The 18,749-nt window shown below is 30.4% G+C and carries 25 protein-coding genes; all 25 read right to left on the bottom strand.

Features of this window, described 5'->3' with window-relative positions; all coding sequences use genetic code 11:
- Positions 1-3 precede the first annotated feature (3 nt).
- On the bottom strand, positions 4-1,290 hold the full coding sequence (locus NH341_RS04385) for a deoxyribodipyrimidine photo-lyase (RefSeq protein WP_253055752.1): 1,287 nt from the start codon (positions 1,288-1,290) through the stop codon (positions 4-6).
- Positions 1,280-1,765: an SRPBCC family protein gene (locus NH341_RS04380; protein WP_253055751.1), complete on the bottom strand. Its 486-nt coding sequence runs from the start codon at positions 1,763-1,765 to the stop codon at positions 1,280-1,282. Before NH341_RS04380 ends, NH341_RS04385 begins: the two co-directional genes overlap by 11 nt.
- 3 nt (positions 1,766-1,768) lie before the next feature.
- Positions 1,769-2,167, bottom strand: coding sequence for a DUF2452 domain-containing protein (locus tag NH341_RS04375; RefSeq protein ID WP_047790033.1), 399 nt, complete (start codon positions 2,165-2,167; stop codon positions 1,769-1,771).
- A 3-nt stretch (positions 2,168-2,170) separates the two neighbouring features.
- Entirely contained in the window at positions 2,171-2,713 is a 543-nt protein-coding gene (locus tag NH341_RS04370) for a glutathione peroxidase (protein ID WP_047790032.1), read from the bottom strand.
- Between the two features lies 1 nt (position 2,714).
- Positions 2,715-3,239, bottom strand: coding sequence for a CIA30 family protein (locus NH341_RS04365; protein WP_253055750.1), 525 nt, complete (start codon positions 3,237-3,239; stop codon positions 2,715-2,717).
- 10 nt (positions 3,240-3,249) lie between these two features.
- Positions 3,250-3,927, bottom strand: a complete 678-nt coding sequence (locus tag NH341_RS04360) for an SDR family NAD(P)-dependent oxidoreductase (protein ID WP_253055749.1) — start codon at positions 3,925-3,927, stop codon at positions 3,250-3,252.
- Positions 3,924-4,139: a hypothetical protein gene (locus NH341_RS04355; RefSeq protein ID WP_047790054.1), complete on the bottom strand. Its 216-nt coding sequence runs from the start codon at positions 4,137-4,139 to the stop codon at positions 3,924-3,926. Before NH341_RS04355 ends, NH341_RS04360 begins: the two co-directional genes overlap by 4 nt.
- 5 nt (positions 4,140-4,144) lie before the next feature.
- Positions 4,145-4,840: a GTP cyclohydrolase I FolE gene (gene folE / locus NH341_RS04350; protein WP_159508937.1), complete on the bottom strand. Its 696-nt coding sequence runs from the start codon at positions 4,838-4,840 to the stop codon at positions 4,145-4,147.
- Positions 4,803-5,219 (bottom strand): 6-carboxytetrahydropterin synthase, encoded by a 417-nt coding sequence (locus tag NH341_RS04345; protein ID WP_047790029.1) that lies wholly within the window; start codon positions 5,217-5,219, stop codon positions 4,803-4,805. The genes folE and NH341_RS04345 overlap by 38 nt, the downstream gene beginning before the upstream one ends.
- Positions 5,220-5,486: a TIGR03643 family protein gene (locus NH341_RS04340; RefSeq protein WP_159508939.1), complete on the bottom strand. Its 267-nt coding sequence runs from the start codon at positions 5,484-5,486 to the stop codon at positions 5,220-5,222.
- The gene (locus NH341_RS04335) at positions 5,483-5,902 is read right to left on the bottom strand and encodes a hypothetical protein (protein ID WP_073182028.1); all 420 of its coding nucleotides are present in this window, start codon (positions 5,900-5,902) and stop codon (positions 5,483-5,485) included. Before NH341_RS04335 ends, NH341_RS04340 begins: the two co-directional genes overlap by 4 nt.
- Before the next feature lie 4 nt (positions 5,903-5,906).
- On the bottom strand, positions 5,907-7,370 hold the full coding sequence (locus NH341_RS04330; RefSeq protein ID WP_159508941.1) for a cryptochrome/deoxyribodipyrimidine photo-lyase family protein: 1,464 nt from the start codon (positions 7,368-7,370) through the stop codon (positions 5,907-5,909).
- A 69-nt stretch (positions 7,371-7,439) separates the two neighbouring features.
- Positions 7,440-8,972, bottom strand: coding sequence for a cryptochrome/photolyase family protein (locus NH341_RS04325; protein ID WP_159508943.1), 1,533 nt, complete (start codon positions 8,970-8,972; stop codon positions 7,440-7,442).
- The gene (locus NH341_RS04320) at positions 8,972-10,261 is read right to left on the bottom strand and encodes a DASH family cryptochrome (RefSeq protein ID WP_159508945.1); all 1,290 of its coding nucleotides are present in this window, start codon (positions 10,259-10,261) and stop codon (positions 8,972-8,974) included. Before NH341_RS04320 ends, NH341_RS04325 begins: the two co-directional genes overlap by 1 nt.
- On the bottom strand, positions 10,228-10,371 hold the full coding sequence (locus NH341_RS04315) for a DUF2256 domain-containing protein (protein ID WP_073182036.1): 144 nt from the start codon (positions 10,369-10,371) through the stop codon (positions 10,228-10,230). Before NH341_RS04315 ends, NH341_RS04320 begins: the two co-directional genes overlap by 34 nt.
- A gap of 11 nt (positions 10,372-10,382) precedes the next feature.
- A complete protein-coding gene (locus tag NH341_RS04310; RefSeq protein WP_159508947.1) occupies positions 10,383-11,795 on the bottom strand; it encodes an SDR family oxidoreductase in 1,413 nt (470 codons plus the stop codon).
- Between the two features lie 2 nt (positions 11,796-11,797).
- On the bottom strand, positions 11,798-12,352 hold the full coding sequence (locus NH341_RS04305; protein ID WP_253055748.1) for a flavin reductase family protein: 555 nt from the start codon (positions 12,350-12,352) through the stop codon (positions 11,798-11,800).
- 56 nt (positions 12,353-12,408) lie between these two features.
- Positions 12,409-13,719, bottom strand: coding sequence for an AarF/ABC1/UbiB kinase family protein (locus NH341_RS04300; RefSeq protein WP_159508975.1), 1,311 nt, complete (start codon positions 13,717-13,719; stop codon positions 12,409-12,411).
- Complete coding sequence (locus NH341_RS04295) at positions 13,716-14,369, bottom strand: TetR family transcriptional regulator C-terminal domain-containing protein (RefSeq protein WP_253055747.1); 654 nt, start codon at positions 14,367-14,369, stop codon at positions 13,716-13,718. The genes NH341_RS04300 and NH341_RS04295 overlap by 4 nt, the downstream gene beginning before the upstream one ends.
- 3 nt (positions 14,370-14,372) lie before the next feature.
- Positions 14,373-14,846: a TspO/MBR family protein gene (locus tag NH341_RS04290; RefSeq protein ID WP_159508951.1), complete on the bottom strand. Its 474-nt coding sequence runs from the start codon at positions 14,844-14,846 to the stop codon at positions 14,373-14,375.
- Positions 14,833-15,534, bottom strand: a complete 702-nt coding sequence (locus NH341_RS15390) for a lycopene cyclase domain-containing protein (protein WP_239178097.1) — start codon at positions 15,532-15,534, stop codon at positions 14,833-14,835. Before NH341_RS15390 ends, NH341_RS04290 begins: the two co-directional genes overlap by 14 nt.
- The gene (locus NH341_RS04280) at positions 15,531-15,986 is read right to left on the bottom strand and encodes a sterol desaturase family protein (RefSeq protein ID WP_172644857.1); all 456 of its coding nucleotides are present in this window, start codon (positions 15,984-15,986) and stop codon (positions 15,531-15,533) included. Before NH341_RS04280 ends, NH341_RS15390 begins: the two co-directional genes overlap by 4 nt.
- Positions 15,983-16,429, bottom strand: a complete 447-nt coding sequence (locus tag NH341_RS04275; protein ID WP_159508953.1) for a hypothetical protein — start codon at positions 16,427-16,429, stop codon at positions 15,983-15,985. Before NH341_RS04275 ends, NH341_RS04280 begins: the two co-directional genes overlap by 4 nt.
- On the bottom strand, positions 16,426-17,268 hold the full coding sequence (locus NH341_RS04270; protein ID WP_047790016.1) for a phytoene/squalene synthase family protein: 843 nt from the start codon (positions 17,266-17,268) through the stop codon (positions 16,426-16,428). The genes NH341_RS04275 and NH341_RS04270 overlap by 4 nt, the downstream gene beginning before the upstream one ends.
- Positions 17,252-18,733, bottom strand: a complete 1,482-nt coding sequence (locus tag NH341_RS04265; RefSeq protein WP_253055746.1) for an NAD(P)/FAD-dependent oxidoreductase — start codon at positions 18,731-18,733, stop codon at positions 17,252-17,254. The genes NH341_RS04270 and NH341_RS04265 overlap by 17 nt, the downstream gene beginning before the upstream one ends.
- Positions 18,734-18,749 lie beyond the last annotated feature (16 nt).

The raw sequence follows: 18,749 nt of genomic DNA, 5'->3' as shown, positions 1-18,749 counted from the left end.
TTTTTATTGTAGTGCTTTTTTATAGGTATTGATCGCTCGTTCTCTCGCAAACTTGTGTTCTACCATAGGTTGTGGGTAAGTTAATTCATCAAAGTCTTTTACCCATTTTCTAACATACTGTAAATCTTTATCAAACTTTTTTAATTGAGATTCTGGGTTAAACACTCTAAAATACGGGGCTGCATCGCAACCCGTACCTGCTGCCCATTGCCAATTTCCGTTATTTGCTGACAGGTCATAATCCAACAGCTTTTCTGCAAAGTACGCTTCTCCCCAACGCCAATCTATTAATAAATGTTTGCATAAAAACCCAGCAGTAATCATACGAACTCTGTTATGCATGTATCCAGTTTCATTTAACTCTCGCATGCCCGCATCAACCATAGGGTACCCAGTTTTACCTTCACACCATTTTTTAAATTCTTCTTCGTTATTTCTCCAAGGAACAGCATCGTACTTTTGCTTGAAATTCTGAGTAACTACTTTCGGAAAATGATATAAAATTTGCATAAAAAACTCACGCCAAATTAACTCACTTAAAAAAGTTTGGTTGGTTTTCAAAGCAAAACGGATCATTTTTCGAGTACTTACCAATCCAAAACGTAAATAAGGTGATAAATACGACGTTTTATCTTGCGAGGGAAAGTCTCTCACCTCATCATACGAATCCAAACTAGATAGGTTGTATGGTTTTACTTTAATCGTACTTTCTTCAAAACCTATGAAAGCTAATGATGGAAATTCAGATAAAAACTGATAAAAATTAGCAAAGTCTATCGTAAAGTCTTGCGTATCTTTCTTTTCTGAGAAGTTTTGTAACCATTTATTCTTATACGGAGTAAAAACTGTATACGGAGTTCCATCATTCTTTAAAACTTCGTTTTCTTCAAAAATTACTTGATCTTTAAAAGCATTAAATATTATTCCTTTTGATACTAAAAAGTCTTTTACTTCCTTATCTCTTTTAGTCGCGTAAGGTTCGTAATCTTTATTTGTGTAAACTGCTTCAATTATAAATTCTTCAGTTAGTTTTTTCCAAATTGCTAATGGTTTTCCTTTTTTAACTACCAGAGAAGATTGATGCTTTTTCAGCTCTTCATCTAAGTTTTGCAAGGTTTCGTAAATAAAAGTTACTCGAGCATCATTTTTAGGAAGGCTTTCTAAAATATCTTCATCAAAAATAAATAACGGAACTACTTTATTACCTGATTGTAGCGCTTCATACAAACCTTTATTATCTTCTAAACGTAAGTCTCGACGAAACCAAAAAATAGATACTTTATCTTCCATTAAATAATTTTTCTAACGTACTATAGCGATGTTTAAAAATTTTTTTTAACTGCCTTTTTATAAAGATTGATTGGGCGATATGTCCTAAAAAACCAAAAGGTATCTTGTATGAAATTTTGTCTTTCATTAACGTTTTTCCATTTGGCAACTCTTCAAACCAGTGTTCGTGATGCCACATGCTATAAGGACCAAATCGCTGTTCATCTATAAAAAATTGTTGTTCTTTTACTTGTGTAATTTCGGTAACCCAACTAGACTTAATACCTGGTAAAATTCCTACTTTGTAGGTAATTATTTGTCCTGCATAGGCTTTTTTATCAACCTCTGAAGTAATTTGAAACCCCATATGTGAAGGGGTTATTTTTTGCAAATTTCCTGGAGCACTGAAAAATTCCCATGCTTTTTCTAACCGAACGTTTAATATTTGTTCAGTAGATAAGGTATAAATACCCGAATGCTTTTTAAATAGTACCATTGTTTATTTTACTTTTTTCCAGACTTTGTCTGAGTTAAGCTGAAAACTGCCAACAAAATTGAAACCACATTCATTGGGGCTTAATATTGATAAGAATAACGTGTTTTTTTCTTTTCTATACAAATGATAGACCTTACCTACAATTGGCTCAAAGTTAAATTTAGCACTATAAATAAGCTCATTATATTGATACTCTTTTACAAGATTGTTGTATTGTTGTTTTATTTCTTCAAAAGATGCTAAAAATTGAGCGTTTGCCTGGTAAATGTTTTGTTTTTTCCAGCTTATTGAATTACTTTCTTTAATAACTGGTGCTGTAAAATTAGTTGCATATGGTTTTAAATACGCATCATATTCATTTGTTTCCTCATTAAAAACTACATTATCTGGTTTTTTCTTCATTTTTTATATTAATTTGGTAATTTTCTTACTCATTGGTTTGGTTATTGAGTAAAAAACATCAATTAACTTTCCTTCTTCATCTACCAAGTATTTTTGAAAATTCCATTTTACTGAAGAACTCATTTTTCCATTTTTATCTTTTTGTGTTAACCATTGATATAACGGGTGTTGATTTTCTCCTTTAACTTCAATTTTTTCTGTCATAGGAAAATCTACTCCATAGGTTACACTACAAAACGATTGAATTTCTTTTATTGTTCCCGGTTCTTGGCCTCCAAATTGATTACAAGGTAATCCTATGATTACTAATTTATCTTTGTGTTTTGAATACAGTTCTTGCAAACCTTCATACTGATTGGTAAAACCACATTTTGATGCTACATTTACAAATAATATTTTTTTCCCTTTAAACTTGTTAAGGTCTAAGTTTTCTCCATTAATACCTTCAATATTTATGTCGTATAACGATTCTTTAGGAGTTACTGTTTGCGCTTTACCTGATAAACTAAATAGTGCCATGATTAAGAATATTTTTACTGTGTTCATTTTATTGAATTGCTATTTTTATGATTTCTAACGAAAAATCTTCGTCTTTTTTATTTCCTATTAAAATTGCTACCTCTTCTATTTGATTATCAGAGAAATTACCAAAATTTAACTTTCTACCCCTAAAGGTAGGATAAAATCCTGTTAATGGTAATGTAATTTCTTGTTCTTGTGTATTTGTTTTAAATGCTTGTACGTATGAGTAACGTTGAGACTCATTTGATTTTAATCGTAGTTGATATTGTTTACCATCTCCTTTTACTTTTAATACAATTTTTGAATGTTGTTTGTTTAAACCTATGGCTATTGGCATTCTCGTCATCGAAAATCCACCATTATTTTCAGTAGATACTTTCCCCGAAAAGATTAAGTTTCCCTTATCATTAATTTTTACAGCTGATGTAGAAATTCCTCCCATCACAGTATCATTAACAACATACCAATTTTGGGTGTTATTATCTTTATCAAAAATTATAATTTCATCATTTAAACACATAAGAAAACTTAAAATTAAAAGCCATTTCATTATTTACTTTTTAAATTTTTACACTTACAATTCCTGCATCTACAGGAATTACTTGTCCAGTAATTGCTGATGCTTCGTCAGACAATAAATAGGTAGCTAAACTAGCTACTTCTTCTGCTTTTAGGTATTTTTTTAATGGGTGTCTGTTCTGCATACTCTCTTGTTGTTTTTCATTTCGTAATAAGCGAGCTGCTAAAGGTGTATCAGTAACCGTAGGAGCAATTGCATTGAATCTAACTTTCGTAGCGTATTCTGCTGCCAACGATTTGGTTAACCCTTCTACTGCTGATTTACTAGTTGCTATGCTTGCATGATAAGGCATTCCTAAAAATGACGCTACCGTACTAAATAACAATACACTTCCATTGTTTTGAGTTAGCAAACTTTCATAAGATTTTAGCGTTTTAATTGCTCCAAGAACGTTAATATCTAAATCAGATTGAAAGTCTTCTAATTTTAATCTTGAAAAGGATTTTAGATTAATGCTTCCGGGACAATAAACTAATCCATGAACTTTTTCTAATTCTGGAAGTTCGTCTTTGGTTACATCGCATGCATAATGTTTTATATTTTCAATATTAGACGGTGCTGTTCTACTAATGTTAATTATTTTATGTGTGTGTTTTAATTTGGTTATTATCGCCTTACCAATACCACTACTACCACCAACTACAACAATTGTTTTCATAATCGTCCTTTTAATCGTTTTTCTACTTTTTGTTTAACAGTTGTTATGCGTTTCATAACATCCATCAACTTTTTATCTTTACTCTTTTTATACACTTCATTAATTGATAAAATAATTTCTTTCGCTTTCCTTGATGCTAAAATTTTTTCATTTCTTGTTTTAAAAGATTTGTAATTTTTCTCAAATTCTAAAGCTTCTTGAAGTAAGTTTATTGTACTCATTTTAAATAATTTTGAAGTTCAACAATTTTTTCTGAGGTATTAAAAATGCCTCCATAAAAACAGGTAACTGTTGATGACGAATCATCTTTAACTCCTCTAGAAGAAACACATAAATGCTTTGCATCTATAATTACAGCTACGTCTTCTGTTTGTAATATCTCTTGTAAATCTCTGGCTATTTGATTAGTTAAGCGTTCTTGTACTTGGGGTCTTTTAGCATAAAACTGAACAATTCTGTTTAATTTTGATAAGCCTATAACTTTTCCTGATGAAACATAAGCCACATGTGCTTTTCCTATTATTGGTACAAAATGATGTTCGCAATTAGAATAAAACTGTATGTCTTTTTCTACCAACATTTGGTTATATTGGTACCTATTTTCAAACAATGCTATTTTAGGCTTATTGGCTGGATTTAAACCTGAAAAAATTTCATCTATATACATTTTAGCTACTCTTTGTGGAGTACCTTTAAGAGAGTCATTATTTAAATCAAGCCCAATAGTTTGCATTATTTCTGAAAATAATTGTGCTATTTTTTCTTTTTTTTCCTCATCAGAAATTAAAAAAGCATCTTCTACCATAGGCGTTTCAATTCCTGTATAAATATGATCATCTCCAATTTCTTCAATCGATAAGTTCTTTATATTATCGCTAACAGGGGTATTCAACAAAGTTTCTAGGTGTTTCATAAAGTTTTATTTTAATTTCTAAATGATTATTTATCACTAACCTTAGTTTGTTATAAATTACAATTGCTATATTTTCTACTGTTGGATTGAGTGTTTTAAATTCTTCTACTTCTTTATTTAAGTTTTTATGATCTAAACAATCTATTATTTCTTTTTGTATATGGTTAGATAAAACTTTTGTATCAATTACATATCCTGTGTTTTCATCTACTTCTCCTACAATAGTTACTTCTAACTCATAATTATGTCCATGAAAATTTGGATTATTACATTTGCCAAAAACTTCTTTGTTTTTTGCTTCAGACCATTTCGTATTATGCAACCTGTGGGCTGCATTAAAATGTTCTTTTCTCGTAATAGCCACTTTTGCTTGCTTCATTTATCGTTTTGCTATTTTATTATTACTTATACTTCTTTGTCTGGTACATTTAAACCTTCCTTTATTAAATATTCTTTTTGCATGATGTTTTGTTCTTCTACCCTGTACTCTTTTCCTCCATAATTTAAAACTTGATGGTTTTAATTCTCTTCGCATTAAATTAATTACTTCTTGTTCTTTTAAGTCAAATTGAAGTTTTATAGCGTCAAAAGTTGTTCGATCTTCCCAAGCCATTTCAATAACTCTATCTATCTCTCTTAATGTCATAAAAAATAACTTTGTGTTGATGTCATTTTCAAATCCATCATTTTTTTTATAAATTTTTTATTCTGATTATATTTATTATCTTTTCTAAACCTAATAAAGTGGTTATCGGAATGAATACTAAAGAATTCATGATTAAAAACCACTATTTTATAAAAAGGTATTACCCAACAAAAGCGTTGTAATTTATTAGTTATGTAAACTATAATTCCTTTAGGACGTATTTCTATACTTCCATAATTTAAATCGCTAATTGTTGTTAAAATACTTTTAAAGCTTTCACTTACTCCTTCAACAATCATTCTACTTGAACCAACTCCTTTAATTTTTAAAGATTGTAAAAAAGACATAGGCTCACCTACTAATTCATTGATTTTTAATACACTTTCTTTATTATTGTATGTTATATCAAACAACATTTTTTTATTTAACTACATGTTTGTTTAAAATTCTATAGCTTTCTTTTATCACCTCTGGATCTTTACGCATTTTCCAAATAGTATCTGAGGCATTTTTTCTAGTTACACCTATATCTACTATTGGTTTTGGGTAATCATTACCAAGAGTAAACCCATACATTTTTTGTTCTAAAGCTGTCATTTTGTATGGTTCGTGCTTAAACGCTAATGGTAATCCTTTAAGTTCTGGTATCCATTTTGAAATAAAAACTGCTTCAGGATCGTGCTCTAAACCATTTTTTACTGGGTTATAAATTCTAATCGTATTAATTCCAGTTTCTCCTGCCTGCATTTGCAACTGAGGAAAGTGAATTCCTGGTTCAAAATCTAAAAACAATTTTGATAAATATTTTGATGCTTCTTGCCATGGTTGCCAAAGATTATGTGTAAAAAAAGACACTAACATAGCTCGCATTCTAAAATTCAAATATCCTGTATGAATTAAACAACGCATACACGCATCAATAAATGGAATACCTGTTTTTCCGTTTCTCCATGCATATATGTATTTTTTAGTAATATTTTTCTTTAACTTATGAAACCCTTTATTGATACTTTCTTGCTCCATTATACATTCCATTTCGAATTTCTGGATGAAATGTGCCTGCCATTTAAGTCTTGAAATGAAAGCATCTATTGCTCTTTTATTTCTTGAACTAGAACGAATACTTATTGCTAACTGATACACCTCTCTTACTGAGATATTCCCCCAAGCAATATAAGGTGACAGCCTGCTACAGCTCTCTCTTGCTTCTGTTGGCTTTGAAATATTTTTTGCATACCCCTCATACCTTTTGTTAAAAAAACTATGTAAATACTTAAGAGCCGTAGCTCGTCCTCCTTTTTGAAATAGCTTTTCTTCTTCTGTATCTAAATTTACAATTATCAAGTTTTTTGCTATTTCTTTTATTTCTGTTATTGTTACAAAAGAAACATTTGTTGAATCAAATATTATCTGACTTGATTTCATGTAGTTTTCCCAATCCTCTTTCCAACCTTCTCTGTTTTCTCGCCCCCTAAATACTCCATTATGAATATTTTCTTTCCATTCTATTACATTATTCTTACAAAACCTTTTAAAGGTTTTATCTCTATTATAAGTTGCAAGAATACCTGTTTCTATATGAGAGTAGACATCAGTAACATTTGACACCGACATTAAATACCTAAAAAAAGAAAGTACCTCTGAGTTTACTGTTAAAACCTGTGTATTATACAGCAACAACTCTTGGTTTATATCTCGTATAGATTCTTTAACAAAATCCCAATGTCTTTTAGAATAATGTTCGTCTTGTATAATGCTTTCTTCAAAAATATAAACAAATAATATTTTCTTACCTGAAGTTATTGCATTAAAAACAGCCTCGTTATCCTGCAACCGAAGATCTCTTTTAAACCAAACTACTGCTATTTCTCCTGTTATTTTCAATCCAATGTGCGCTTTGAATCAAAAATACAATTTTTGTTTAATTAATGAAAGAAACAATTAAACAAAAAATTAATAGTTATTAACTTTTTGTTTAATTGTTTTTGCTTTTTCTAGAATTTCTGAGAAGTCTTTTGATATTTCCATTTTTTGCAATAAAGTATACATCATACGCATTCGGTGGTTATTTTTCAACTTCTCTTTATTTTTGTAAAGAAACTCCCAATACAAAGTATTATACGGGCACGAATCTTCTTCTGTTTTTGTTTTGTAATTATAAAAGCATTCTTTACAATAATTACTCATTTTATTAATATAACTTGCGCTAGATACATAAGGTTTTGTGGCCACTATCCCACCATCCGCGTACTGACTCATCCCTCTTGTATTTGGTAATTGCACCCACTCTACAGCATCTATATATACTCCTAAATACCAAGCATCTACCTCATCTGGATGAACCTCTAACAATAACGCTAGGTTACCTAAAATCATAAGACGCTGTATATGATGCGCGTATGCATTATTTAACGAGTTTTTTAACGATTGCTTCACACAATTCATTTTTGTTTTTCCTGTCCAAAAAAAATCTGGTAATGAAACTTTATTATTAAAAAAATTCTTTTTTTTAAAATCTTCTCCTAATTGCCAATAAACACCTCTCATATACTCTCTCCATCCTAATACTTGACGAATAAAGCCCTCTGCCTGAGAAACGGCTATTGAAGGTTTCTTATAAAACACATCAACAACCTTCTCTACAACTTCTCTCGGGGTTACTAATTTTAAATTAAGAGCAAATGATAATCGAGAATGAAACAGAAAATCTTGTGATGAATGCATTGCATCTTGATAATCTCCAAAAAACTCTAACAAATTGTCACAAAAAAAATCTAGTTGCTTTATTGCTTGTTCTCTATTTATTGGATAAGTAAAAGTTAATGTTTCTTCTCCAAATGTAACCACTTCTGCTTCATTAAGCTCTTTTAATAATGCTTTACAGTCAATATTAGTCTCATAAGGCAAAGGAACTAATTCATCTTGATTCCATTTTTTTCTGTTAGATGCATCATAATTCCATTTACCGCCAACTGGTTCATTATTTTCTACAAGTATCTTATGCTTTTTCCTCATATAGCGATAAAAATCTTCCATAACTGTTTTCTTTCTACCTTCAGAAAACTCTTTTAACTCATTCCTTGTAGTGTAAAAATGTTCTGTATCATACGATTTAACTGGTATCTGCAAGCTCTTGAGTTCATTTTTAAATTGCACATCTAAACGAAATTCGTCAGGCAACTGATATTCAATTTTTGTAATTGAGTATTTTTTTTGTAATACTTTAATATTTTTTATAAGATTGTGCGTGTTATGCGAATCTGATATTTTAAAATACTCTACTGCGTGACCTTTCTCTTCTAGTTTTTTAGCAAAACTCCTCATTGCTAAGAAAAACCCTACAACTTTTTGTATATGATGTTTTACATACTCCGTTTCTTGCTTCATTTCAAACATAGCATACACTACTTTTTTGTTTTTTTGCTTAAACCAGCTATGAGATTCGTTTAACTGATCACCTAAAAGCACTCTAAGTATTACGTCCATTACTTATCAATCCATTTAGCTCTAAATTCCCCATACTTATCATATGTATTAGCTTGCCATTCTATATCAAACTTTTTACTCTCAGAACTATTTCCTACTCCTGCTATATACATCCAGTTACCATAATTACTGTGCGGATCATAATCTACTAACAAAGATTCAAAGTAGGCTGCCCCAATCCTCCAATCTTGCTGTAAGTTATGTACAAAATAAGATGCTACGTTTTGCCTTCCTCTATTACTCATCCAACCTGTTTTTCTTAACTCTATCATATTAGCGTTTACAAAATCGGATGTAGTATTACCTAAAACCCAATTTTTTATCACCTTATTATCATGAATACTTAGTATCGTTTTTTTCTGAATCCCCCCTAATTTGAAGAAGTTATTTTTGTGATAACGAACTGCATGTTTAAAGAACTCTCTCCATAACAACTCAAAATACACCCAATATGTTGATGAATTTGCCTCATATTCGTCTTCAAATCTCTTTAGTTCTTTATAAATTGTTTTTACACTAATAGATCCATTAGATAACCAAGGTGAAAATTTTGTACTACAATTTATTCCTAATAAATTATTTCTTGTTTTCTTGTAGTCAATCACTTTTTTTGTTTCAAAAAAATAACTTTTCAACCTTACTAACGCTTGCTTTTCTCCTCCTTTAAAAGGAAAAGAATTTCCTAAAGCTTTTTCTGCACGAGAACAGTTTGGTATTTCAAAAAATGCCTGAGAATATATATCCTGATAGGGTAAATGATAATTTAATTCTGTGTCTATATCTAATTTTTTTTCAACTTTATTTCTAAAAGATGAAAAAGACAACGGGTATTTTTTGTTAAATAACGTATCTATTTGATGTGGCTCATACAAATATTGATTTGTTACCCTTATCTTTTTTACCTTACTACCAACTACTTTTCTTACTCTCTTTTCTATATCTTTTTCATCACTAGTTTCATCTTCTTGATAAACTAGCGTAGTAATTAAGAAATCGTTTTGAATCTCTCTAACAACGGTTTCTGTTTTTTTTACCCCTACATAAAAAGGTATATTATATTTAGCTAAATTCTCTTTTAATTCTTTTAATGTTTCAATTAAAAAACAAAGACGGAATTTTCCTGTTCTCTCAAAAGAATATTGACATTTAAAAAACACAGGATCAAACGCATAAAAAGCTACCAAATAACGTTTAGTTGCTATTGCTTCTTTTAACAGTTTGTTATCACGAACTCTTAAATCGTTTCTAAACCAAATTAAGGTGCATTCTTGTTTTTGTTTTTCCTGCATTTTTTACTACAGTATTTTACTTCACTCCAACTAGCTTCCCATTTCTTCCTCCATGAAAAAGAAAGCCCACAAACTTTACAAATTTTGGTTGGTAAGTGCTGTTTTTTCAATTTTGTACAAATTATTTTGACAAAAAATTAATGAGTTGCTTAAATATAAGTCCATGAAACGGTAAAACAGCAAACCAATAAACTCTACCCCATATTCCTTTAGGTCTGAATACTGCTTTTTGATAAAGTAAGCCGTCTTTAATAACATACTCTAACCATGCCTCTCCTGGTAGTTTCATTTCTGCAAAGAGCAATAAACGTTTATTATCTTTATCCGCTAATAATACACGCCAAAAGTCAAGCGCATCTCCTGGCTCTAACTCAGTCGGATCTCTTCTACCTCTACGCAACCCAACACCTCCAAAAACTTGATCTATAAAACCTCTTACTTTCCATAAAAAAGTAAATTTATACCAACCTCGCTTACCTCCTATTTCCCATATTTTCTTAAGTGTTATGTTTTCATCTGAAACTTTTCTGATTCTTTCATCAATAAAGCACCCATACTTAGGAAGGTTTATGTATTGAAAATATTCTTTTCTAAAAACACCACTTACCTTAGCATCTTTCCAACTTGATATAACGGAATTTTGCGCTATTTTAACAAAAGCTTTTTTTACCGCCTGTTTATAAGTAATAGGTGTTACTTCAATTATTTCATTAATATTGCTTTTACTCCCTATAACCTCAACGGTCATACTATCTACGAGTGATTTTGCCAAATTAAACGAAGTTGAGGTAACAAAGTACAACCAATAAGATGATAGCTTTGGTGATAAAAATGGCACTGTGAATATAATTCTATTTAACTTTCTTACCTCAGCAAACTGTAATAACATTTCTTTATATGTGAGAATTTCTGGACCATAGATATCAAATGATTTATCGTACACTCTCTCTTCTAATAAAGATTTTGTTAAGTATGTTAAAACATCTCTTATTGCAATAGGCTGTGTTTTTGTATACAACCATTTTGGAGTTACCATTACAGGAAGTTTTTCTACAAGGTCTCTTATAATTTCAAATGACGCACTACCACTTCCTACTATTATTCCTGCTCTAAAAGTTGTTACTGCATACGTTTTTGATTGTAGTATTTTTTCTACCTCATATCTCGATTTTAAATGCTTTGACAATGAATTATCGTTTACAATACCACTCAAATACACAACCTGCTTACACATAGTTTTTTCTAATAGACTCTTAAAATTATTTGCACAATCCGATTCTAACTTAGAGAAGTCACTACTACTTGTAGACATAGAGTGCATCAAGTAATAAGCTGCATCAATATTTTTAGGCAGCTCTTTTTTAGGCTTTAAGAAATCTATTTCTAGAAAAGATATTTGTGTATTATCTTTAAATTCTAATGGAATTCTACGTACATCTCTAACACAGCATACAAGTTCATGCTGTTCTGATAACAGCATAGGTATTAATCTTTTACCTATATAACCCGTTGTTCCTGTGATTAGAATCCTCATTATTATTTTGGTCTTTGATAAGACAGTCTTTTATAATTCTCTGCTACCATATAGGTATCCAACCCATTAATTGCAGCTACTTTTTCTTTTGATAAGTTTAAAAAACCATCTTCTGAAAGCATAGAGTCCTTAAAATACAAATCAGTAACTTCTCCTAACACTAAAATAGTTCCATTAACTTTTATATAATGCTCTTCTAAAAACTTCATTCCTATTTGTAAGGGTGATTCCGCAACAAAAGGAGCATAAAAACCATTCTTAAACTCTTCTGACAATGTTGTTTTATCAAATTCTGAAATCTCTGACGGGTATTTAGCAGAAGTATGATGTGCTTCCTCAATCATTACTTCATTAATAGCATTAATAGTATAATACCCTGTTTCTTTTATATTGTTATACGTATTCCTAACAACGGTTGCGGGACGTAATACAAACCCTAAAATTGCTGGACTTGAACCATAATGCACCACCGAACTAAAAACCGCAACATTGGTTATATTATCAGTTGATTTTGTTGCAATAAGGTTTGCTGGTTTATAACCAGAAATACTGTTCATCAAATTTATTTTATACAGATGAGGAAACTCGTCTATTTGCTGACGTGTAATATGCATTATATTGTATTAAAATTATTAATTTTTACCTTGTTTGCTTTTAAATCGTGCATTAGGTTATATAAACCAAAAAATGTTCGATTAATGTAAATGAAGTGTTTTGATCCTCTATTTCCGTTCATCTTTTTAAGCTCGGTACTCTTGGCATATTTCTGACCTAAATCTGCTATTTTTCCGAAGAACTCCTCATCTGAAAAATCAAATTCTTCTTGCTGAAAAGGTTGTGTAAAGAGCGATAACATTTCATAAAACAATGCTTTAAAAAAGGTTATTTCTTCTGGTGTATCATCTTTTCTCAAGATTTCTAACTCATAGAGTTTACTTTCAAAAAAAGCTGGATTATCTATATTTTCTCTTTTTGCTAGTTCGAAATAAGGCATATAAAAACTTTCAGGAACTTCTTTCATACATCCAAAATCGATAACGATCAATTCATTTGATTTGGACACTAAAAAATTCCCTGGATGCGGATCTGCATGTACCTTTTTTAACTTGTGCATTTGATACATGTAAAAGTCCCACAAAGCTTGCCCTAGTTTATTTGCAACATCTTCAGGTTGCTCATTTTTAGTAAACTCTGACAGGTGAACTCCATCCATCCAATCCATCGTTAAAATTCTATCTGATGACAAATCTGGATAGTATTTTGGAAATTTTAAGTTTGGAATATGTTTACAGGCATGAGCAATTTCATTACTCTGCGCAAGTTCTAATTCGTAATTAGTTTCTTCCAAAAGCTTTTCTTCAACTTCTTTAAAATATTCATCTGAACCTTCTCCTTTAATGTTAAACATTTTCATCGCAATAGGTTTCACCAATGCTAAATCGGTTGAAATACTATCAGCAACCCCTGGATATTGAATTTTTACAGCTAGTTCTTTTCCATCTTTAGTGGCTTTATGAACTTGTCCTATACTTGCTGCATTTACTGATTCTGCTGTAAACGTATCAAAAACTTCGTTTGGTGTTTTACTGAAGTATTTTTTAAACGTTTTGATTACTAAAGGTCCTGATAATGGTGGAACTGAAAATTGTGATAATGAAAATTTTTCTACGTAAGCATTGGGCAAAATATTTTTTTCCATGCTTAGCATTTGTGCTACTTTTAATGCTGACCCTTTTAGTTCTTTTAATCCATCGTAAATATCAGCAGCATTATCTTCATTAAGTTGCTTTTTAGCTTCCTCTTCTGATTTAGTGATTTTATTGCCGTAGTACTTGGCATAATTTACACCAACTTTCACTCCTGTTGAAACCAACTTGGTAGCTCGTTCTATTTTTGACGTAGGTATTCTGTTTAAGGTTTTCATGTCATTGGTGATTTTTCCTTCCACAAAAATTTCGCTAAATCAATCACACTTTTTACAGGTGCTATTTGTTGAATATCAAAACTTGCCTTTACTGATTTTTCTATAAATAAATCTGTTTTCTCAAAGTTTGATGACTCATCTTCTATCCAAAACTTTAAAATAAGCAATAGCTGCATCCAATACCCCTCTGCAATAGTTTTATCTTGAATTTTGTTGATTTTATCATTTTTAAAATCAATTTTTTCAAGGCTTATTTCATTTACAAAATGAATAAACTCTGTACGCAGTTCTTGCAATACTTTTAATTTCGAAAAATCTGTTTTTATCCTTTTTAACTGCGCCAATACATACGACCTATTTATTGTTAATAATTCAAAAAAGGTAAAATAGAAACTCAATAGTTTATCTTTTGGCAAATAGTCTTTATAAGCTTCTGTTTTGTGTAGTAAATGAAAGGTTTCTTTAGCGAAAATTCCGAAAACAGCTTTTTCTAAGCTTTCAAAGCTTGAAAAGTGTTTATAAAATTCCGCTTCTTCAAAGTTATTTTCTTTCGCAAAAGAAAATATTGAATTCGGTTGACCTGATAATAGTACCGTATTCATATACCATTCTATTATTTTTTCTTGTGTTATGTTCTTTTTTTTGGCCATAGTTTAATTATTTAATACAATATATGCGTTGAGACTAGTTGCAATCGTCATCCATATTAAATATGGAAGTATAAATAGAGTATACCACCTTACTCTTTTTACATACTCAAAAGTGAAATACCCAATAAGTAGCCATAATAAAGCGATTACAACCAAGCCTAATTTTGTTAAATGTTGATTAAAGAAAATATAGTTCCAGCTTACGTTTAAAATCCACTGATCTACATATAAAATGAGTACCTTTTTGTTTAAAAATTCATGCTGAAAACTCACTTTTGTCATGTATAAAGAAAACAATACCATAATGATTGTCCAAGCTACTCCAAAAACCCAGCCTGCTGGTGTCCATGGAGCTTTATTTAAAGACAAGTACCAATCTGTTCTTGGTCCTTCATTCATTAACCAAACACCAATACCTAAGGCTGAAAGGTTAGCTATTAAGAATATTAAAAAACGTATGTATTTATTTTCTTTCAAGTTTTCTGTTTTTTAAGAAATTAAAAATTAACTGTACTGAAAATAACATTGTAAATGCATAAAAAGCATCTTCTATAGGTATCGTAAAAATTCTAAAATCTAAATTCTCTGCGTTATTGTACCAAACCACCGGTTCTTCTATAAAGCTTCCTGTTAAAATTCCATTGACTAGTAGAAAAGGAATTAATATTACCAAGAAGCTAGGGTAGTATTCTTGCAATGTATTTAAATGATTCTTTAGCGCATAACCTAACAAAAGTAAAAACAGCACAAAATTTACTGTGGTGTACCACTTTCCGAAGTTAAAAATCAACAATAAACTCACTAAAACAATGAGGAAAAAGCTTATGATTACTGTCGCAGATTTTGACATTTTAAACTTTGGAAATAAAAACTTCAACGCTTCATGTGTAAACAAACATGCATAGGGTATACAGAAAAAAAACATCCATTCTTCTATTGGCATATTCAGCAGTTTTAGCGATAAATGATAATCTGGATTAAATCCCCATACTCCCATTTGCGTAAACCAACTGTCCCAGATTAAAAAAAACAAGGCGACTAACAAAATACTAAGCGCTGCTTGTTTGAAATATTGTATAAAGTGTAGTTTTTTTTCAAAAACACTATACAATAGCGGAATACTTAAACTGCCTAGATTTAATATTAGATATAAATACTGACTCACTGTCTTTTATTAAAATATTTAAAGGGCACAAACAACATACCGAAACATTCTCCGTCGTGTTTCCCCAAATGTTTATGATGAATTTTATGTGCTTTTCGCAATCCTTTTAAGTATTGATTGTTTGTTTTGTCGAACCACTTGAACCTTCTGTGAATTAACACATCATGCACCAAGAAATAAGCAATACCATAAAATAATATTCCCAGACCTATGAAAAACAAAAAGTTTAACTCTGGTCGAATTCCGAAGTAAAACAATAACATACTAGGTATTGCAAAGACAACAAAAAAAGCATCGTTTTTTTCAAAAACATGTGGATATCCTGGTTGATGATGATCTTCATGTAAGTACCAACCAAACCCATGCATCACATATTTATGCGTGCACCAAGTAACCCCCTCCATAACAATAAACGTTAGTGTAGTTACTGCTATGTAAATTACTATATTCATAATGATGTATTGTTAATTATATATGTATGTAAATAACTTACACTGTCTTTTTTTTGAAGCACTTCTTTTAAAAACTGCTTGTCTTTTTTAATAGAAGATGTATATCCTAAAACACTTGGTGTATTTTCTTGTATTATTAACCTTAGATACCTTAGGTGAACATTATTAGGATTCTTTAAAATCAACTCTTCTAATTTGTTTTTATTTGTGTTAAAAACTTTTAGTTTACTCCAAGGCATTATTTTATATTTTGCCTGTTTCATTTCAAGAGAAATTATATAGCCTTGAATACTCACTTCTTTACTATTTTTATAATTGGCTATATAGGCTAACTCAGCTTCTTTTGTAACTAATTCATGGTATTTTTTAACATGATTAGGTGCATTATTGAAGCTTATTATCGACATAAATAACAGTACTCCTAAGATACCACTTTTTATCATAAAAAGTTTAATTTATACCTTACATAACTTCTTGCTAGAAGATTAATTTTCATCGGGTTTGAAATTCGAATCCTTGTGTCCATGATTTTTGTTGAAGGTGTGTTTTTTAGCTTTTTTAATAGTTTTTTGTAATACCTATATGCCATATATACTCCAAATTTTGCTTCAACAGGCAGCTTTAAAATTCCGTTTTTATAAGCAACATCAAAATCATCTTCTATTTCTTTAATAATTGCATTTTTTCCTTCTGTACTTAAATCTCCAAAATTGATATTTGGAAAGTAAGACCTATTCAATTCGTTAAAATCTTCTTTTAAGTCTCTTAAAAAATTTACTTTTTGAAACGCTGACCCTAAACGCATTGCAGGCTCTTTTAGCTCCTCATATTTTTGCTGATTCCCATTTACAAAAACCTTTAAACACATTAACCCTACAACATCAGCAGAACCATATATATATTCATTATACTCTTCTGTAGTTGTATATGCTGTTTTATACAAATCTGCTTTCATACTTTTTAAAAAAGCCTGAACCTGCTCATCAGAAATTTTGTACTTATTTACAGTATGTATAAACGAGTTTAAAATAGGGTTTAAACTAATTCCTCTATTTTTAGATTCGTAATAATCTCTTTCGAACTTTAATAATAATTGTTTCTTATCGTACTGATGAAAAGAATCTACTATTTCATCCGCAAAGCGTACAAAACCATAAATATTATAAATATCTGTACGTATTTTTGGTGATAACATCTTCGTAGCTAACGAAAATGAGGTGCTGTATTTTTGAGTTACTAACTTACTACATGCATAAGAAACCTCATCAAATAATTGTTTCATCTTTATACGTTTTTAAAATTAAATCTGAAGCTATTTTTCCTGAAATTAAAGACGGAGGAACTCCTGGTCCTGGTACCGTTAATTGTCCTGTAAAAAATAAATTCTCTACTTTTTTACTTTTTATTTTTGGTCTTAAAAATGCTGTTTGTGTTAAAATATTTGCCAAACCGTAGGCATTTCCTTTATACGAATTATATTCCTTAATAAAATCATTTACACAAAAGCTTTCTTTAAACAACACATGTTTTTTTACTGATTGATTTGTTAGTCTTTCTAACCTCTCTATTATAATATTAAAATAACGTTCTCTTAGCTCCGGAGTATCTTCTATACCAGGCGCCAATGGAATTAAAAAAGTAGCAGCCTCTTTTCCTTTAGGCGCAAAAGAACCATCTGTAATTGAGGGAAAGCTAGCATAAAACAATGGTTCTTTTGGCCAACAAGGAACATCATATATTGTTTTCGCATGCGCATCAAAATCTGTATCAAAAAACAAGGTATGATGACATACATTTTTTAACTTCTTGTCAAACCCTACATAAAAAAGCAAAGATGAAGGCGCAAATGTTTTTTTATCCCAATAACTTTCTGAATATTGCCTTAAATATTTAGGCAGTAAAGTTTCAGTATGATGATAATCTGCTCCACTTAACACTACATCAGATTTCATTAATTTTCCATCTACCGCAACCCCAACTGCTTCACCTTTATCGTTTACTACAATTTCTTCAACATTTACATTGGTTTGAAATTTCACACCTAAGCTCGATGCTAGTGTAGTCATAGCCTCAATTACTTTATACATTCCTCCTTTTGGGTGCCATGTACCCAAGCCAAAATCGGCATAATTCATAAAATTATAAAAAGCAGGTGTATTACTAGGCTTTGCACCTAAAAACAATACTGGGAACTCTAAAATTTGAATTAGTTTTTTATTTTTAATTTTCTTTCTTACCTCATGTCTGATAGTAGAAAAAAACTGAAATATCTTTCCCATAGTAACTGGAGTTACCAACTCTAAGGGAGAAACTCCTGGCTTATAAACTAAATCATTTATAGAAACATCATAATTATATTTTGCTGATTTTAAAAAAGACTTCAGGTGTTTTGAACTTCCTTTTTCTTCTTTTTCAAAAACCTCATAAATCTCCTCTAATGTTCCTGGAATTACTATTGAATCTTTTTCTCCAAAGTATACTTCATAAGCAGGGTTTAATCTTTCTAACTCATAGTAATCTGAAGGTTTCTTTTCAAAGTCTGCAAAAAACTTTTCAAAAACATCTGGCATCCAATACCATGTAGGCCCTATATCAAAAGTAAAACCTTCTCTTAATAACTGCCTTGCTCTACCACCAATTGTGCCATTTTTTTCCAAGATTACCACTTTATATCCAGCTTTTGCTAAATAGCAAGAAGCTGATAAAGAAGAAAAACCTGAGCCTACTATATATACCTTTTTTTTCAAATTATTTCTTATAAAG

It is taken from the genome of Tenacibaculum sp. XPcli2-G (genome assembly GCF_024124505.1).
GTDB classification, from domain to species: Bacteria; Bacteroidota; Bacteroidia; order Flavobacteriales; family Flavobacteriaceae; genus Polaribacter; species Polaribacter mesophilus.
The sequence above is the reverse complement of the archived record's forward strand: the minus strand, read 5'-3'. Positions and strand labels throughout refer to the sequence as shown.

Coding starts and splice junctions, on each gene's coding strand:
- NH341_RS04385 (WP_253055752.1), bottom strand. CDS start 1,290: ATGGAAGATAAAGTATCTATTTTTTGGTTTCGTCGAGACTTACGTTTA.
- NH341_RS04380 (WP_253055751.1), bottom strand. CDS start 1,765: ATGGTACTATTTAAAAAGCATTCGGGTATTTATACCTTATCTACTGAA.
- NH341_RS04375 (WP_047790033.1), bottom strand. CDS start 2,167: ATGAAGAAAAAACCAGATAATGTAGTTTTTAATGAGGAAACAAATGAA.
- NH341_RS04370 (WP_047790032.1), bottom strand. CDS start 2,713: ATGAACACAGTAAAAATATTCTTAATCATGGCACTATTTAGTTTATCA.
- NH341_RS04365 (WP_253055750.1), bottom strand. CDS start 3,239: ATGAAATGGCTTTTAATTTTAAGTTTTCTTATGTGTTTAAATGATGAA.
- NH341_RS04360 (WP_253055749.1), bottom strand. CDS start 3,927: ATGAAAACAATTGTTGTAGTTGGTGGTAGTAGTGGTATTGGTAAGGCG.
- folE (WP_159508937.1), bottom strand. CDS start 4,840: ATGAAACACCTAGAAACTTTGTTGAATACCCCTGTTAGCGATAATATA.
- NH341_RS04345 (WP_047790029.1), bottom strand. CDS start 5,219: ATGAAGCAAGCAAAAGTGGCTATTACGAGAAAAGAACATTTTAATGCA.
- NH341_RS04340 (WP_159508939.1), bottom strand. CDS start 5,486: ATGACATTAAGAGAGATAGATAGAGTTATTGAAATGGCTTGGGAAGAT.
- NH341_RS04335 (WP_073182028.1), bottom strand. CDS start 5,902: ATGTTGTTTGATATAACATACAATAATAAAGAAAGTGTATTAAAAATC.
- NH341_RS04325 (WP_159508943.1), bottom strand. CDS start 8,972: ATGGACGTAATACTTAGAGTGCTTTTAGGTGATCAGTTAAACGAATCT.
- NH341_RS04320 (WP_159508945.1), bottom strand. CDS start 10,261: ATGCAGGAAAAACAAAAACAAGAATGCACCTTAATTTGGTTTAGAAAC.
- NH341_RS04310 (WP_159508947.1), bottom strand. CDS start 11,795: ATGAGGATTCTAATCACAGGAACAACGGGTTATATAGGTAAAAGATTA.
- NH341_RS04305 (WP_253055748.1), bottom strand. CDS start 12,352: ATGAACAGTATTTCTGGTTATAAACCAGCAAACCTTATTGCAACAAAA.
- NH341_RS04300 (WP_159508975.1), bottom strand. CDS start 13,719: ATGAAAACCTTAAACAGAATACCTACGTCAAAAATAGAACGAGCTACC.
- NH341_RS04295 (WP_253055747.1), bottom strand. CDS start 14,369: ATGGCCAAAAAAAAGAACATAACACAAGAAAAAATAATAGAATGGTAT.
- NH341_RS04280 (WP_172644857.1), bottom strand. CDS start 15,986: ATGAATATAGTAATTTACATAGCAGTAACTACACTAACGTTTATTGTT.
- NH341_RS04275 (WP_159508953.1), bottom strand. CDS start 16,429: ATGATAAAAAGTGGTATCTTAGGAGTACTGTTATTTATGTCGATAATA.
- NH341_RS04270 (WP_047790016.1), bottom strand. CDS start 17,268: ATGAAACAATTATTTGATGAGGTTTCTTATGCATGTAGTAAGTTAGTA.